Below are 16,056 nucleotides of genomic sequence, written 5' to 3' on the forward strand. Positions count from 1 at the left end.
CATCACCCTCTCATCGCCAGACCTTGGGGATCATAGGGCGATGCGGCGATCACACGCGCCGTTTTTTCAACGCCCACCACATGGATCTGCAACTTGGTCCCTTCCTCGGCACATTCCCGATCCACCATGGCCATTGCCAGCGATTTCCGTACTGTGTGCCCGTATCCACCCGATGTGACAAAGCCCACGCGCCTGCCATCTTTCCAAACAGGTTCATAACCGCTGGCATCCGCATCCTGACTGTCGATCTCAACCGTGACGATGACCTGATCCGGTGTGGCCGTGCGTTCCGCTTCGGCCGCGGACTTTCCGATGAACGATTTGGACCAGTCGATCCAGCGATCCATTCCCGTTTGCGCGGGCGTGTACGCCTGCGTAAACTCGGCCGACCAGATGCCAAAACTCTTTTCCAGCCGCAGTGACAGCAACGCGTTGAAACCAACTTCACGTATGCCCAGATCCGCTCCGGCCTTTAGAAGGGTTTTTCGCAGAGCGATGTGTTCAGCCGCTCGACAGTGGATTTCGTATCCCAGCTCTCCCGCTACTGAAAGTCGGCCGACTTTGGCGCGGATCAGTCCGATATCGAACGTACCGCACCCCATAAACCGAAGGTCGCCGATAGGGCCAACCGTCAGTTTTTCCAGAACCTTGCGGCTGTTTGGCCCAGACAGGCTGAACCCAACAATATCATCGGCAATGTCGCGGATCGTGACACCATCGGTCAGGTAGGTATTGAACCAGCGCATGTGCCATTCGCGCAGGTAGTAGCTGCCCATGATCCACCATGTGCCGTCGCCCCAGTTGAAGACTGTCAAATCACCTTTCAGCTTGCCTTCGGAGGACAGCATTGGGGCCAGTCTTGCCCGTCCGGGTCCAGGCAACTTGCTGGCCATCAGATTGTCCAGCCAGGCTTCTGCATTGGGACCCGAGATTTCGAAACGCGAGAATCCGGAGATGTCCAGCAGCCCGACGGTTTCTCGAACGGCTTTACACTCCTCGGCCACGAGATCGAATGCGTTGGATCGTTTTAGGGTTGGTGTTTCTGCAAAATCCTTGGCGGGGGCGAAGTACAGCGGAACCTCAAGTCCCCAACTGGCGCCCCACTGGCAGCCCGCTTCGGTCATGTCCGAATAGGCAGGCGCCATTTTCAGCGGCCGGCCGGCCGGCAATTGTTCGTTCGGATAGGTCATCACAAACCGCCGGGTGTAAAACTGACCGGTGGTTTCCTTGATGTATTGTTTGTTCTCGGCAAATGGCCCGTAGCGCGCGACATCCATGCCAAAGACATCCGCCTCGGGCTCGCCATGGATCATCCATTCGGCCAGCGACTTCCCGACGCCGCCGCCTTGCAGAAAACCTGCCATCACCGCGCAGGCACACCAGTAGCCGGGCTTGCCGCGTACCGGACCGACCAGGGGGTTGCCGTCCGGTGAAAAGGTAAAGGCGCCGTTCACCCATGTTTTGACGCCCACATGCTGAAGATCCGGGAAACGCTCAAAACCCAGCGTCAGTTCTTTTTCAATCCGATCCGGGTCCTCCTGCTGCAACTCGAATCCGTATTCCCAGGGCGCGCCGTCCATCATCCAGTGTTCGTGATCGATCTCGTAAATGCCCAGCAGGATGCCGTTCTGATCCTGCCGCATGTAAGTAAAGCCCTCGAGATCCACGACCAACGGCAGTTCTCGTTCCAGCTTCTCGACGGCCGGGATCGTGTCGGAGATCAGGTAATGATGGTTCAGCGGCGAGACCGGCAGTTCGATACCGGCCATGCGACCCACCTGCTTGGCCCACAGGCCCGCGGCGTTGACAACATGTTCGGCGTGGATCGTCCCCTTTTCGGTCACAACCTCCCATCCGCCCTGGGTCTGGTTCAATTCCAGAACTCGGTTGTGTTCTATGACTTCTGCACCGTGCTTCCTGGCCGCGCCCGCATAGGCATGGACCGTGCCGGTGGTGTCGATATATCCTTCGCGCTCGGCCCACATGCCGCCCAGAATCCCGTGATCGGACATGATCGGGCACAGTTCTTTGGCCTCTTTGGGCGACACGAGACGCACGTCGTCGATGCCGATGGCCTGAAATGTCCGATACGCCGATTGCAACCATTCCCATCGGTCGGGTGTTCCGGCCAGGGTGAGGCCACCAGTCATGTGCATCCCGACGGATTGTCCGGATTCCTTTTCGATTTCGGACAGCAGGTCGATCGTATAGGCCTGCAATGCAGCGATATTAGGGTCCGCATTCAGGGCGTGAAAGCCGCCTGCGGCGTGCCAGCTTGAGCCCGCGGTCAAAATGTTCCGCTCGATCAGACAGACATCTTTCCAGCCGAATTTGGCCAGATGGTACAAAACAGACGCGCCGACAACGCCGCCACCAATAACGACCGCACGATAGTGTGACTTCATCGGTCCATTTCCTTCCCTGAGTGCTTTTGATCCGGACAGGCACAGTACTGTTCATAACTGTCCATTAGAGAACAGCATCAATAGACAGCTCTGTCCAGTGTTTTCTGCAAGGTACCCTTCGGGCACAAGCCCGCTTAAACTCGGACGCGGCCTAGTAGGATACCTTCAGGGTGTCACCGGTGATCACAAATGTCGGTGAATTGCCATCTATGGCATTTCCAACGAATTGCGCCACATCCAGTTCAGCCATGTTCGGAGCCTGAAGAACGGGGTACTCAACCCCGTTTTTCAGACCATGGCCGCGAGGGAAGGAAAAAACCAACGTTACCGGGGAACGATTTACGTTTACGGCCCCGGAAACACTGAGCGTTGTGGGGTTCGTACCAAGCTGGACCTTCAGTATGCCATTGGTCAAATCCAGTTGTCCGATACCAAGACCGCCATCATGTCCGCTGAGGTCGAGCACGCCATTGCCGATCAACTGAACCGTTGCCGAGCCTCCGGTAGATTTGTCGGAAAACAGGACCTGACCACCATCGCCGCCGCGCGCCCCGGCATAAGCAATCAAAGTGGCACTGGCTGCGGTGCCCACATCCGTGAACGAGGTATATCCGCCCTCCTGACCCGGTTCATTGCCGCCCAGATTGTGAAAGATCGCAGTTTCTGCGGTCGGTGGAAGATTTGGCGCGCCGGTGCCGTAGGAAGATTCAAATATCGTATAGCCGCCAACCTGACCGGGGTGGTTCCAGATTGTCGCCTTACCGGCACTGGAAAAGAATTCGTTCGGGGGTTTGATTGAAAAGATCGTATGCCCCGCGCCCGAGTTGCGGTTTACGGCACTTCCGAAATTCACAATGGTTGCGTTGGCGGCTGTGGCATAACCGTAGCGCGCTGTGAATTCGGTATGCCCGCCGCCTCCGGGCCAGTCTTTTGTTGCACCATAGTTGATATAGGTCCCGTCGCCCGCTGATGCGCCGGGATTGTCCATCGCAGGATAGTTGGGGTTGTTGTTGAAACTGGTCACGCCGCCATGCGCACCGTCGATTGTAGCCGGGTAGTTGTTGAACTTTCCCTGCCCGCCTGTCGCGCAGCCGTCAAAAGCGACGTCACCGCCATTGGCCCCATGCCAGTCCGCATCCACTGCGGTGCCGCCAAAATTCAGGTAGGTCGCCTGTCCGGCGGTCGAATAGTCGTAAAACTGCGTGTTGCCGCCATCACCGCCCGGGACAGTGCCACCGTGATTGATGAAAGTGCCCCGATCCGCAGATGCCGCCTGATGAAACACGGCATTGGCAAAGGTATCCCCGTCGCTGCCCAGAGTTCCAAAAATCGAAAAGGTCGCGGTTCCCGCGCGGGCACGTTCGCTGAATTTTACTGTGCCACCAAGACTGCTGTTTCTGTCCGGAGGGGGCACTTTCCCGGTTCTGAGGGTGAAGTACGCGGCCCCGGCATCGGCGTCGTCATGAAAGGCGATCGTGCCGCCCCCGTAGGTCGTTTCCAGCGACGGAGGGCCTGCGTAAAAACTGACCGGCCCCTCGCCAGCGGATGCAGAACCGGTGAACTTCAGCTGAGGTTGGTTGTAGGTTCCAAAGGACGCCACGATGAAGCTTTGGGTATTGAGCGATTGATTGACGATGCCGCGCCCGGTGATCGTCAGCGCGGGCTGCTTGGCAAGATCCCGGATTGTGAATGAATAGGCATCCGACTGTTCCGAAAACTCAAGACACTCGATCTGAGCCATTGAATCAGGAGTGAAGGTTATCGCGGTATGAGAGGAACCTCCGAACTGGGCGTTTCCAGTCGGTATCTGATCTGTGTCCCAGTTGTTTGGATCATTCCACTGATCGGAAGACGGATTTGCTTTCCAATTTGCGCTCGTCATGACGAATTCCTCTGTGAACAAACAATAGGTCTTGGGCACGCTCCCGAGGGGCGGGCCAAAAGTAAAAGGATGCGCGCGTGCCGTTTGCACACGCTCACTTTAGTCAAAATTCAAAAAGCCGCTTGAAAGTCGCCTTGTAGGCGTCAGACGCGCCACCCAACACCGGCGCACCGTGGCCACAGAAAACGTGCCGGAATTCCAGAGCCGACAAGCGCTGAAAATCTTCGGCCTGAGGTTCAGACACCTGCATCCAGACCGGGCCGACATTGGCCGGTGTAAAAAACCCCATGCCTTCCATCATTTCGGCAGAATCCTTACTGAAGAATTCGTCAGGGTTCAGATAGTTCTGCAATGCGTCGCACGCGATCATTACACCGCCGTCCCGATCGAGCCTAAAAATGCATTCGGGGGTCTTGGTGGTCTTGAAGGTAAAAAGCTGCGCGTCTGATACCGGCAGTTCGCCGCCTTCGACCAGTTCACGATCCACCGGAACGCCTTCCTGACCGGCACCGGGCTGGGCCCAGTAGGTCGCGCCAAATGTGTCCCGGTAAAAGGCATCGTCGGCTCCGTGCAAACCACCGACCTGAACGACGTCGGTAATCCGGCCCAACTGCTCCAGCGCCTTCAACCCGTCATCGGAAAGCCTGACCGCATTGAACAATATCAGCCTGTCACCTTCGCGAACTATCGTCATGTTCCGGCTGAACTGCCAGTCAATGTCATTGAAATGCATCTCTCGTGTGCCGGTGACGAAAAATATGTCAGGCAAAGGTTCCGAGATGACTCCATGCGGAGACGCTGCCAGATGGCCCATAATTCCCCCCTTAAAAAGCCCTATCCTAGCCTTTTTTCGGCTGGCAGGGAAGTATAGTCGAATTGACCTGCATACTGATACTCATCCGCAAAGGCGTGCAGATAGGTGTTCAGACAGTCTTTCTGGTCCGGTCGCAGCCGGTCGTTCAGGATATCTTCGAGACATTCGGTCCCGTCGCTGGTGTCCAGTCGCTTGAGCAAAAACACCGTGACTTCCCTGCCGCCGAACCAGTCCTTCCCGATAGATTGCGCCGGACGCGCATTCGTCATGTCAAAGACAGATCCCGCCAGCACCGTCAGGTGCCGGGCAAGCCCGGTGTGGTCAATGACACAGGGAACAGGTCCCGGGTCAAAGGCGGGCAGGACCGGTGGCTGAAGAACCGGATGCCGGTTCAGCGCCGCAATGTATTCCGGGTCAATGCCGGCCTCGGACGCCCCGCGCGCCAGAATGTTCAGATAACGGCGTGTTGGCAGGCAGGCGTCGTTGACAAAATCCGGCAAGCCAACATAGGCCAGCGCCTGCTCGGTCCCCTGAACAGTTTCGATGTCGACCACAGTCCGGTCATACCCCACGCCATAGGCTTCCATCTGGTCGAGCGCTGCAAGGTCGGCCTCGTTGCAGCAATGCAGAACGCCCAGAACCCGGTCCTGTGGGTTTCCGGTGTGTTCGATATTTCCAACGCCCCCTTCGTGGCGAAAGAAATGCTCGACATTGAACGTCAAACGCCACCCCCTGAGCGTCGCCGCACGGGACGCCGAAGGTGTGACGCCTTTGGCTCTTAATGAAGTAAAATTCATATTAGAGCCGTATCCAAAATAGTTAATCAAGGTTATGCTCTATCTTAATTTCATCCTGTGTAATAATGCAGGAGCCCGCGTCTGTGTCACAGTTTTTTTAAACAGTTCCTTGTAGTCTTTCAGGAAGGTAGTTTCTGCCTTGCATCTTGAGATCGCCGGATACCAGATCGAACAGCAGATCGAGGCGTTTTACGCAAGTTCGCTTTTTCATGCCCGCAACAGCAAAAGCGGACAGCCGGCGATTGTCAAAACCTTGTCTGCCGAGTTCCCCGACATTCGGGATGCCAAGCGGCTGGAACGCGAGTATTGGCTGTTAAACGAGCTAGGCAGCCTGGACGGGATTATCCCGGTCACGGATATGGTCTTCCTTGGCAATGGTGCCCCGGTCATGATCAGCCCCGCGACCGGATGGACCTTGTCGCACTACCTGCGCGCCAAACGAACCGCCACATGGCCGCTTGAGCGTGTTGTCGACATCATAATCCGGCTTACCACTGCGCTGGACGCCATCCATGCGCGCGGTATGGTTCACAAAAACATCGCACCACAGAATATTCTGCTGGATGACGCGGACTGGAGCGTCCGGCTGATGAATTTCGAAATCGCGACGGCCCTGTCGCGGGAACATCAGGGGAAGGTTGCTTCGAAACTGATCGAGGGCCATCTGCCTTATATCTCGCCCGAGCACACCGCACGGATTTCGCACGACGTCGACTACCGATCAGATTTCTATTCTCTTGGTGTCGTATTCTTTGAACTTTTGTTTGGGCAATTGCCATTCAGGGCCGAAACGCAACTTGAATGGGTCCATGCGCACATCGCCAAGCGGCCACGTGTCCCGGATGATGCCGGGGCATATGTTCCAGCGACGCTGATCGAGATTGTGCTGCGGCTTTTGGCCAAAAACCCTGAAGACCGCTACCAAAGTTCGTTTGGTCTGTTGCACGATCTTGAGATCTGCCGCCGAAGCCTCTCGCGCACTGGTGAAATTGCGCCATTCAATATCGCGCAGCGAGACACGTCCGAAACGTTTCGTGTTCCACAAGTGCTGATCGGACGCGATGCCGAGCTGGAACAATTGACCCAATTGCTTGCCAAGGTAGAGGCCGGCGCATCCGAGCTATGCCTGATTTCCGGCAGTTCAGGGGTTGGGAAAACCGCGTTGGTCGCGGAACTGAACCGGCCAATTCTTGAGGCGCGCGGCTTTTTTCTGCGCGGCAAGTTTGACCAGTTTGAAAGGGTCAGACCTTATAGCGGCATTGCCGCTGCATTTTCCGGGCTGGTTCAGGAACTGCTGGCGGAACCGCCAGAGTCACTGGCGACGTGGAAATCAAACATAGTCGGCGCATTGGGGCGAAACGCACAAGTGTTGCTGGATGTCCTGCCGGATCTGGGGCTGATCATCGGACCGCAACCGCCGGTCCCGACCCTTCCTCCGACCGAGGCGCAGAACCGGCTGCAACTGACATTTCTAAGCTTCGTAAGGCTGCTGGCGGATGAAAACCACCCGCTGGTACTGTATCTTGACGACCTGCAATGGAGCGATGCACCGACACTTAACCTTTTGCAGAAAATGGCAACGGCCCGGGACATCGGTCATCTGCTTATTCTGGGCGCTTATCGCGAGAATGAAGTGGACAGCGGCCACCTGCTGAGCCTGATGCGCAAGGAGGTTGCCAAGACACGGGCGGTACATGATCTGACCTTGCCGCCGCTGGATCAGGCGGTCGTGAACCAGATAGTTGCCCGGACATTCCGAACGGATGAGGCGGACACGCAAGAGCTTGGCGCTGTTCTTTTTCAACGAACCGAAGGCAACCCCCTGTTTGTAAAGGAACTGCTTCAATCCCTGTTCGACGATGGGATGATTAATTTTGACCGCACACATGGCCGCTGGACATGGGATCTGGCTGCGATCAGGAAGGCCGAAATTGGCGATAACATTGTCGAGTTCCTGATTGGAAACCTGAACAAACTTCCGGATGACACCAAGGAAACGTTGCGCATGGCCGCCTGTATCGGACACGAGTTCGACATGGCCAAGCTGTCGCTGATTCATCAGCGCTCTAAAGAGCAGCTGGGCATATCCCTGATGAGCGCCCTGGCCCGCAACATCATCCTGCCCTTGGACGACAGCTACCAGCTTTTCGATCAGGCCGCAGCTCTGACGGACGCCAGGGCAGATGCGGCAGTCAACCCGCGCTACCGGTTCCAGCATGATCGTCTGCATCAGGCCGCTTACGAGTTGATTGATGACGCCGAAAAACAGCCTGTTCATCTGTCGATCGGACGACTTTTGCAGAGCGAAGACACGGATGAGCCGCAAAACGAACGCCTGATCAAGATCGTTCGCCATCTGAACGTGGCCCGCGATCTGATCACCCGGAAAGATGACAAACGCGAACTTGCGGAGCTGAACCTGGCGGCTGCTCGCATTGCGCACAATGCGTCCTCGTATCAGGTGGCTTTGAACTATTTGCGTATTGCCCGGTCCCTCCTTCCTTCGAACCCGTGGCAAGAGGCCTATGGGCTGACCAGATTGCTATCATCGCTCTATGCACAAACCGCCTATCTGAACGGCTTGCATGACGAGGCCGATGCCGAGTTGTCACGCGCGCTGGAAAACCTTCGGACCTCGCTGGACAAGGCGCGCGTTTTGTCGATGAGAACAAGGCATTACTCGACCTTGGGCCGGATGAAAGACTCCATCGATTCAGCCCTCGAAGGGCTTTCCCTTCTTGGGGTCAGGTTCACGGCGGATGTCTCGGATGCAGAGGTTGAAGCAGAAGTCGCAGAGATTTCTGTCAACCTGGCAGGCCGGGAGATTGCCGATCTGATCAACGCGGGCCGTATGACGGACGCCAATATGGAAACGGCGGTCGGGCTGTTGATGGAGATCTTTCCTGCGGCCTTTCTGTCAGGTGCCGGAAACCTGTTCCGTCTTTTGATCCTGAAATCCGTCAACCTGTCACTGCGTTTCGGAAACTCGGCCGAAACCGCCTTTGCCTACTCGACGTACGGGATGTTGCTGTGCGGGGGCATGAACCGCCCTGCTGAAGCGATCAAGTTCGGCAAGCTCTCGCTTGCTATGAACGAGGCATATGACGACATTGCCCTGAAATCCCGCATTATTTACGTCTACACGATGTTCATCCACCACTGGGGCCACCACTGGAGCACGATGACAGAATGGTTCACCCGTGGCTTGGAGGCGGGATACCAGTCGGGCGATCTGTTGTATCTGGCCTATAACGCTCAGGATTGCATCATCTGGGACCCGCGTCTGGATCTTGAAACCGCAATTGCCGAACAGTCGCGATACATGGTGATCGTCAAGGACTGCAACTATGCGGACAGCTACGATTCAGGCAGTCTTTTTCTGCAGATGTTGCAGAATTTCGCAGGCAACACCCGGGATTTGTATTCACTTAGCGATGACACGTTCGATGAAGTTTCCTGCCTGAAGGGAATGACCGAGCGCGGTTTCATGACAGGTGTCGCGAACTATCACATCTATAAGGCCGAACTTCACTGCCTGTACCGCAACTTCAAGGGGGCCGTTCCGCACGTAGCCGCGCAGGAAAGGTTGATGGACAGTGTCATGTCGCTGCCGCAATCCGTTCGGTTCCGGTTTCTGGCCTTTCTGACCTATTCCGCGACGTACGAGACAGCCCCTGCGGACGAGCAATCGCATCTTTGGCAGAAGATGGAGGATCACGCCAATCATATGGCCGACTGGGCCCAGCACTGCCCCGAGAATTTCAGCCATCTCGACCTTGCCATGCGCGGAGAGTTTGCGCGCTTGCAGGGCGATATGTTGAATGCGCTGTCGTGTTATACCCGGGCCGTCGCATGTGCCGAAGAGAACGGGTTTACCCGCGACCGGGCCATGATTCACGAACTCGCGTCGTCGGCCTTTGAGAAGATCGGCCAGAGTTTTGCGGCCAATGCGCATCTGGACGCTGCTCGCCGCCTGTATCACCGATGGGGTGCAAGGCGGAAAGTCGATTTGATGGATGCCGAGAACCCCACCCTTCAACTCATCGCACCAACCCGTTCATCGGGGGACAGGGATGCAGAAAACAGCGGATATTCGATCTCGCACAGCGCTCTTGACTTGCAGGCGGTCATGAATGCGGCCCGCGCGATTTCGGGCGAAATCGTGTTGAGCAATCTGCTGTCACGCACAATGCGCATTCTGCTGGAAAGCACGGGCGCGCAGCGTGGCGTTTTCCTGTCAATGAATGACGATCAACTACTGGCCGAAGTTGAATGCCTCGTCGAAGAGGGCGACCTGGAAACACGCAATATTCAGTTTGAACCCGACCCCGATACCCTAGCAATGTCCGTTGTCAATTATGTGGCCCGAACCCAGAAACCTCTGGTTCTCGACGATGCAGCCGGCCATCCCCGGTATGGCATTGATCCTTATGTCGTCAGGAATCAGATCCGCTCGGTCATGTGTGTTCCGGTGATCCGTTCCGACCGCTTTTCCGGGATTGCCTATCTGGAGAACAACCTGGCCGCCGGAGCATTCCCGGAGGAGCGGGTTGCAATTGGCGAATTGCTGACGGCGCAAGCCTCAATATCGATCGAGAACGCCAAGCTTTATGTCGACCTTGAGCAGAAGGTCGAACAGCGCACCGCTGAACTAAGTCAGAAAACAAATGCGCTGGAAGCCGTTGCAAACCAGCTGTCCAAATACCTGTCACCGCAGGTTTATCGATCGATTTTCGATCGCAGGAAAGAGGTCAGACTGACCTCGGAGCGCAAGCTTTTGACGATCTTCTTTTCGGATCTGGTCGGGTTCACCGAGCTTGCCGAACAGATGAGTTCCGAAGATTTGAAGACATTGCTTAACCATTACCTGTCAGAGATGTCCGAAGTTGCTTTGTCTTTTGGCGCGACCATCGACAAGTTTGTCGGCGACGGAATTGTCATCTTTTTTGGCGATCCGGAAACCCGCGGACCTGAAAATGATGCCATTGCATGCGCCAAAATGGCGATTGCCATGCGTGACAGACTTGGAGCGCTGCGCGAGGAGTGGCTGAAAGAAGGAATCCGAAAACCTCTGGAATGCCGCATGGGCATTCATACCGGATACTGCACCGTTGGCAATTTTGGCAGCGAGTCCCGGATGGATTACACCCTGATTGGCCGCGCTGTGAACCAGGCCTCGCGCCTTGAAAACGCTGCGCGCACCGGTAGCATTCTGATTTCGCAGGACACGTATGACCGGATCAAACCCGAGATCGCCTGCGTCGAACATGGAACGGTTGAACTGCGCGGCATCGGGGCGCCCGTCAGAACATACGAAATCACTGGTCTGAAACAGGACGAAAACACCTGAGGTACATGAAAGACATCAATTGTCCCGTTCTTGGACGCCTCGCTAGCTGTGTGTCATGCTGTTCTTCGGTCCGGACGGAGGCGCAATCTTGCACCCGCAGGTTTCGTTCCCAGCCCCGGCGCACCGCGCCATCGCTTCGTCGAACGTGTATTTCGGGTGCGGCGGCGGTCCCGGACAATAGTACAAGTCCATCTGGGCCAGCGCGCACATGACCTGCGCGTCGTGTGGGTCACCGGGATTGGGCGGCCCGAGCCCTTTGGTGTTGCCGAACCAGCGTTGGCAGGCGTTCTCCTTTGCCTGCTCTGGCTCGATATCGGGGTTCTTGGTGTATTCAAACAAAAAGGACGCAGCCACCAGATCCTGCGCCTCGTACATCCTAATATCCGGTATCTTTTTCGCGCAGTCCGTGCACTTTCCGGTTACCCCTGCCGCGATCATGTGATTGGCAACCATATACGGTGTCTCGCGCGGGTCGTCGGGGGAAATCCGTACTTTCCCGACCTGCAAGACCGGCGTTTCCGGCGTGCCGTTTTCGTCTTTCGGCATATCATCCTTGAACGCGACCCTGAACCAGCCGGGAGCCTGCGGATCATAAAGAGGTGATCCGCAGACCAGCAGCGGCAGCGTGTGACGCTCACCTGTTGCGTTGGGCCCATTCAGATAGAGGTTAAGCATCGATCGGATGTAGCTGCGCTCGGGCGGGCCGTCGAAAAAACCCGAGGCCATCATGATGGGAAAATAGTCATTGGGGTATTCGCTTTGACCTGCACCGGGCGCGGCGATTGGATTTACATCCACAATAGTTCGGTAAAAACTCACGTCATCCGCGGGAATTCCGCTGGCCCGCAACACGGTATCCCAGCGATGCATGGTCATACACTCCAGAAAAGTACCCTGCTGCAACACCTGCCACGGCGGGTAATGCATCAGCAACAAACCCCTCTGACCCATGACGTTCAGCCCCAGGGGCGGGAAGAGATGCCACTTGCACAGGCCGTCGTCCTTGTCGCTGTTGACCGGATAACCGGCCATCGGGTTCCAGACCCCAAGGTCCTGCAACAGGTTTTTTCCCGCGACCGCCTTGCCCGCGGCATCCGGCGCGAACAGTTTCTGATGGTGTTCGGCAAAGACAGACAACGCCGCTTCCGGCTGATCAGCCGAGATCGAAACCCGGTATTGCCCGCCTGATTTTGTGACCTGCACGTTGCCCGAGGAAAACCCGTCAGCCTCAAGCGAGTTCCTTGTGTAATGCGCAATCACGCTTTCGCGGTCGGTCAACCCGAGATCGGCATTGGCAAGTTCGGCAGGTGGGAACAGTTCGTTCAACAGCTCCACCGCCCCCAGAGAATAGGAAAACTCAGCCATCGGATCAGCCATCCGAACCGATAGGCGGATAGTCCTTGTCGTAAGGCACCGAGAGCTTAGGGTGATCGGTGCGCGGATCGCTCAGTTCAAACACCGATTCAAAGGTCGGTGCCGCCTGTACCCGATCGCCCAAGCCCCAGCGCGCACGCGGGATGCCGTACCAGTCCAAAACCGTCGACAGCAGAGAGGTGCCTTCATACGGCTGCGGTTGGCCACTGCGAAACACCGTGTTGGATTTCACTCGCGGCGACACTACTATTGTCGGAACACGCGGGCCCAATACATCATACTTGAACCCGTCGTTCACATCCCTCGGCCAGGCCGGTTGTGCCATCGGTGGTGCCTCATGGTCGTACATTCCTCCGCCCTTGCTGAACGTAATCACCAATGCGGTTTTGTCCCATTGCGGGCTGCCCCTCAGCGCCTCGTAGATCTCTTTCAGTTTGCGCTCGCCCGGAACCATGTCGCCGGAAGCACCGGGATGATACGAGGTCGCGCCACTTGGCGCGATCCAGGCGGGTTCGAGGAACGAGAATTTCGGCAGCATCCCCGCCTTCGCATCTGCAATGAATGTGCTGAGCGGCTGCACGTACTGAAACTTGCTTTTGTCCACGCTGGGCAACTGATTGCGCATATACAGGTGATAGGTGAACACTTGGTTCTCCCATTCCACCGAGTAATAAATCTTCCAGTCCTGATGGCCGTTGTTTTGAAGCACTTTCCAGATCGGCTGCCGCAAGGGCCGCTCTGCGTATTGCGTGTATTGCGGCTCACCTTCGCAGTTTACCGTAATGTTGTAGTTCGATCCCGACAGGGCAAAGCCCCGGTTGGCAATTGTGCCGCCCGGCATGGGTGAAAACCAATAATCGCTCACCGCGTAATTCTCGGCCAGACCGTTCAGCACCGGTAATTGTGTCGGGCTGAACGAACTCATTGCTTCGGGGCTGAGGTTGTTGGACACAAACCCGCCCATGTCCGGCACTGCACCGCTTTGGTAGGCAGGAAAACCGCCGCTGTATTGCTGCTGAATGCTGTCGGCTGTCGAATGAAACGGATCGATCTTGGGCGAGGAAAGTACGAACTGATCGCTCAGCTTGCCATCCTCATACTGGTGCACCGGATACGGGGTGCCTTTGTAAGTGTTCGTATAGGATTTCGAGTTTGCCTTGAACGGCGGTTCCGCGTTCACGTAGTTCAGATGGGGTGCGTCCGCCTCGTATAGCCAGCCCAGAACACTGTCCATTGTCCGGCTTTCAAGCATGTAGACGACCACATGTTCGATATTGGTGCGCATGAAATCCATCGTGCCGGGAACAAGGGCTTTGGCCGCATCAATGGGAATCGGCATCTGTACCGGAGTCAGCTGACCGGACACATCAAACCCCTGAGGCAAGGCGCCCTGTTTCAGGGGGCCGACAAACGGGTCGGGAAGGAACGGATCAAACCCCCAAAGCCGGTAACTGCCATCTCCGGGCGCAATGTCCAGAATGTTCTCACCCATGGCGATTAGGTGGTGCGAGGCATCAATGTCCGGGCGCGTGCCTTCAGATATCGTCGGCATCGACAACGGATGCCAGTTTTGCGGATCAAAGTTCCACACGCGGTATTTCGAATGCTCGGCGATCCATTCGAGCACATAGTTGCCCATGGGCAGCAACGCGCTACCGCCGGTGATCTCGGCAAAGGCATCCTGCGGCCCCATCGAGGTAGGCAGCGGGTCGGGCGGCGACATCGGGCTGGGTGCGGGATCGAAATTCCACAGCATATATGTCCCGCGTGCAGCTGTCGGCATATAGGCCATGACATATCCCGTCATGGGCACAAGCTGCACGATATCCGTTTCGGTTGCATCCCAGGTGTAGTGATCGAAATACTGCCAGAATTTGTGCTGCTTCCATTTCCCCGATTGCAAAGGCTGAACGCTCAGCGGGTCGGGGTTGGTCGGGTCAAATTCGAACAGATCATAGGGAACATGGGGATCTTTTGGGTCCTGAAGCTGCGACAGATCATAGGAGAGCATATACCCGCCGATCGGACACAGCTTTGTGCTGGATGGAAAGTTTGATCCGGGCGACAACAGGATCTGTTCGAACAGCTCAGGCAGATCCATGTTCAGCCGCCACAGGCTGTAGGTGTCACCGCTGTTGACCTGGTTAATCAGATAGGTTGGTGCTGCATTTGCGATAAAGTCTTTCTCGGCCATGTTTCCGTCCAATCCATGCGGGGTCAAAAACTGAAAAAAGAGAGAAATGGGAAACGATTTGTTCACCAATTTGCAACAAATACGCCAAATCAAAAAGAAAAATCTTCTGACGTCCGAATGAGCCGCGCTTGGCTGGGGGTGGATTTTTGGCTTTGAGTTGCGTTGCTATGAGGCGCCGGAAACCGACCCAATAGACTGTCAGCCAGTTTTCCGTCGACAAAAACGATTGCCGTGCGCCACGTCCCAAGACGACGACCTACGTTCAAGATTGCATTACAGAACAAAGGTCTGCCGTGTGAACGTAATTCTGTTGTCATCGGCAGATGGGGGTGGTGCCGGGTTTTCCGGTAAACGAATTGAGCATCCGAAAACCATCATGTCCAATACGCGGGCGAGTGATAAAGATTGATAACATCATTAAGCTTCATTTGTGGATGCTCAAACCTGCGAGAAACCGGTTTTTGTTCTGCCGAAAGTGAAAAGAATCACCGTGATGTGATTGCAAAAATCCAATCGAGGCAACGGATGACTAATAAGCCTCGCGACAATGCTTTTTTGTGAATCCTGCACTGGTAAGGATGTCGATGCTGTGCCAATCTCGTGCCCCGGATAACCTGATCGGCAGCGTTGAAAGTGGAAAAGAAAAACGACACTGAAAGTGAAGTCGGTCAGACGCTTCAGCGGTTGCGGCATGAACGGGAACTGACGCTGGGCGATCTTGCGGCTCGGGCGCAAGTATCCACTGCGATGATCAGCCGGATCGAAAACGCAAATGTCTCGCCTTCGCTGTCGACACTGCAATCACTGGCAGATGCTCTGGATGTGCCGCTGATGGCGCTGTTTGCCCGGTCGGATATCGCTGCAGATGTTCATCACGCGCGCGTTGGCGATGGTCTGCCCGCGCGGCGCATCACGCAGGGGCATGCGCATGACTATCTCCTGTTGGGCAAGCACTCGGCACCCGGTGGGATTTTTCAGTCTGCGCGAATTCGCATTTCAAAAGAGCAATCCGGCAACTTGCCCAGCTATCAGCACGAAGGTCATGTGTTCATCTACATGATCGAAGGTCAGGCCACCTACCGTTGCGGAGGAGAGAATTTCCAGATGTCGGCGGGCGATACACTGAGTTTTGATGCCAAGCTTCCGCACGGCTTCAGTGAAATCCTGTCTGATACTGTCGAGTTCATTACGGTCTCAACCCGCCCGCAATAGGGCGCTGCCAAGCTTCGGCCTGTGAGGA

8 protein-coding genes are annotated in these 16,056 nt (G+C 56.1%); 2 read left to right on the forward strand and 6 right to left on the reverse strand.

Features of this window, described 5'->3' with window-relative positions; all coding sequences use genetic code 11:
• Window positions 1-2: 2 nt before the first annotated feature.
• The 4 genes from AC2FIR_RS17500 to AC2FIR_RS17515 form a co-directional block, all read right to left on the reverse strand.
• Window positions 3-2,405 carry a GcvT family protein gene (locus AC2FIR_RS17500; protein WP_496762801.1) on the reverse strand — a complete coding sequence of 801 codons (2,403 nt, stop codon included), beginning with the start codon at window positions 2,403-2,405 and terminating at the stop codon, window positions 3-5.
• Window positions 2,406-2,556: 151 nt separating this feature from the next.
• Entirely contained in the window at window positions 2,557-4,287 is a 1,731-nt protein-coding gene (locus AC2FIR_RS17505; protein WP_496747122.1) for a hypothetical protein, read from the reverse strand.
• 103 nt (window positions 4,288-4,390) lie between these two features.
• Window positions 4,391-5,101 carry an MBL fold metallo-hydrolase gene (locus AC2FIR_RS17510; protein WP_480914538.1) on the reverse strand — a complete coding sequence of 237 codons (711 nt, stop codon included), beginning with the start codon at window positions 5,099-5,101 and terminating at the stop codon, window positions 4,391-4,393.
• Between the two features lie 20 nt (window positions 5,102-5,121).
• On the reverse strand, window positions 5,122-5,928 hold the full coding sequence (locus AC2FIR_RS17515) for a gamma-glutamylcyclotransferase family protein (RefSeq protein ID WP_496747119.1): 807 nt from the start codon (window positions 5,926-5,928) through the stop codon (window positions 5,122-5,124).
• Between the two features lie 109 nt (window positions 5,929-6,037).
• Here AC2FIR_RS17515 and AC2FIR_RS17520 point away from each other — a divergent pair, with 109 nt between their 5' ends.
• Complete coding sequence (locus AC2FIR_RS17520; RefSeq protein WP_496762803.1) at window positions 6,038-11,248, forward strand: AAA family ATPase; 5,211 nt, start codon at window positions 6,038-6,040, stop codon at window positions 11,246-11,248.
• A gap of 42 nt (window positions 11,249-11,290) precedes the next feature.
• Here AC2FIR_RS17520 and AC2FIR_RS17525 read toward each other — a convergent pair whose 3' ends face one another.
• Together AC2FIR_RS17525 and AC2FIR_RS17530 are read right to left on the reverse strand one after the other, a co-directional pair.
• Complete coding sequence (locus AC2FIR_RS17525; protein ID WP_496716733.1) at window positions 11,291-12,613, reverse strand: hypothetical protein; 1,323 nt, start codon at window positions 12,611-12,613, stop codon at window positions 11,291-11,293.
• A 4-nt stretch (window positions 12,614-12,617) separates the two neighbouring features.
• A complete protein-coding gene (locus AC2FIR_RS17530; protein ID WP_496762805.1) occupies window positions 12,618-14,816 on the reverse strand; it encodes an alkaline phosphatase family protein in 2,199 nt (732 codons plus the stop codon).
• 633 nt (window positions 14,817-15,449) lie between these two features.
• On the opposite strand from AC2FIR_RS17530, the gene AC2FIR_RS17535 reads away from it, so the two are divergent.
• Window positions 15,450-16,028, forward strand: coding sequence for a helix-turn-helix domain-containing protein (locus AC2FIR_RS17535; protein ID WP_496747115.1), 579 nt, complete (start codon window positions 15,450-15,452; stop codon window positions 16,026-16,028).
• Window positions 16,029-16,056 lie beyond the last annotated feature (28 nt).

It is taken from the genome of Ruegeria sp. CDSB136 (assembly GCF_059610965.1).

Excerpts from the sequence above, each read along its gene's own strand:
- AC2FIR_RS17500 (WP_496762801.1), bottom strand. The coding sequence starts at position 2,405 with ATGAAGTCACACTATCGTGCGGTCGTTATTGGTGGCGGCGTTGTCGGC.
- AC2FIR_RS17505 (WP_496747122.1), bottom strand. The coding sequence starts at position 4,287 with ATGACGAGCGCAAATTGGAAAGCAAATCCGTCTTCCGATCAGTGGAAT.
- AC2FIR_RS17510 (WP_480914538.1), bottom strand. The coding sequence starts at position 5,101 with ATGGGCCATCTGGCAGCGTCTCCGCATGGAGTCATCTCGGAACCTTTG.
- AC2FIR_RS17525 (WP_496716733.1), bottom strand. The coding sequence starts at position 12,613 with ATGGCTGAGTTTTCCTATTCTCTGGGGGCGGTGGAGCTGTTGAACGAA.
- AC2FIR_RS17530 (WP_496762805.1), bottom strand. The coding sequence starts at position 14,816 with ATGGCCGAGAAAGACTTTATCGCAAATGCAGCACCAACCTATCTGATT.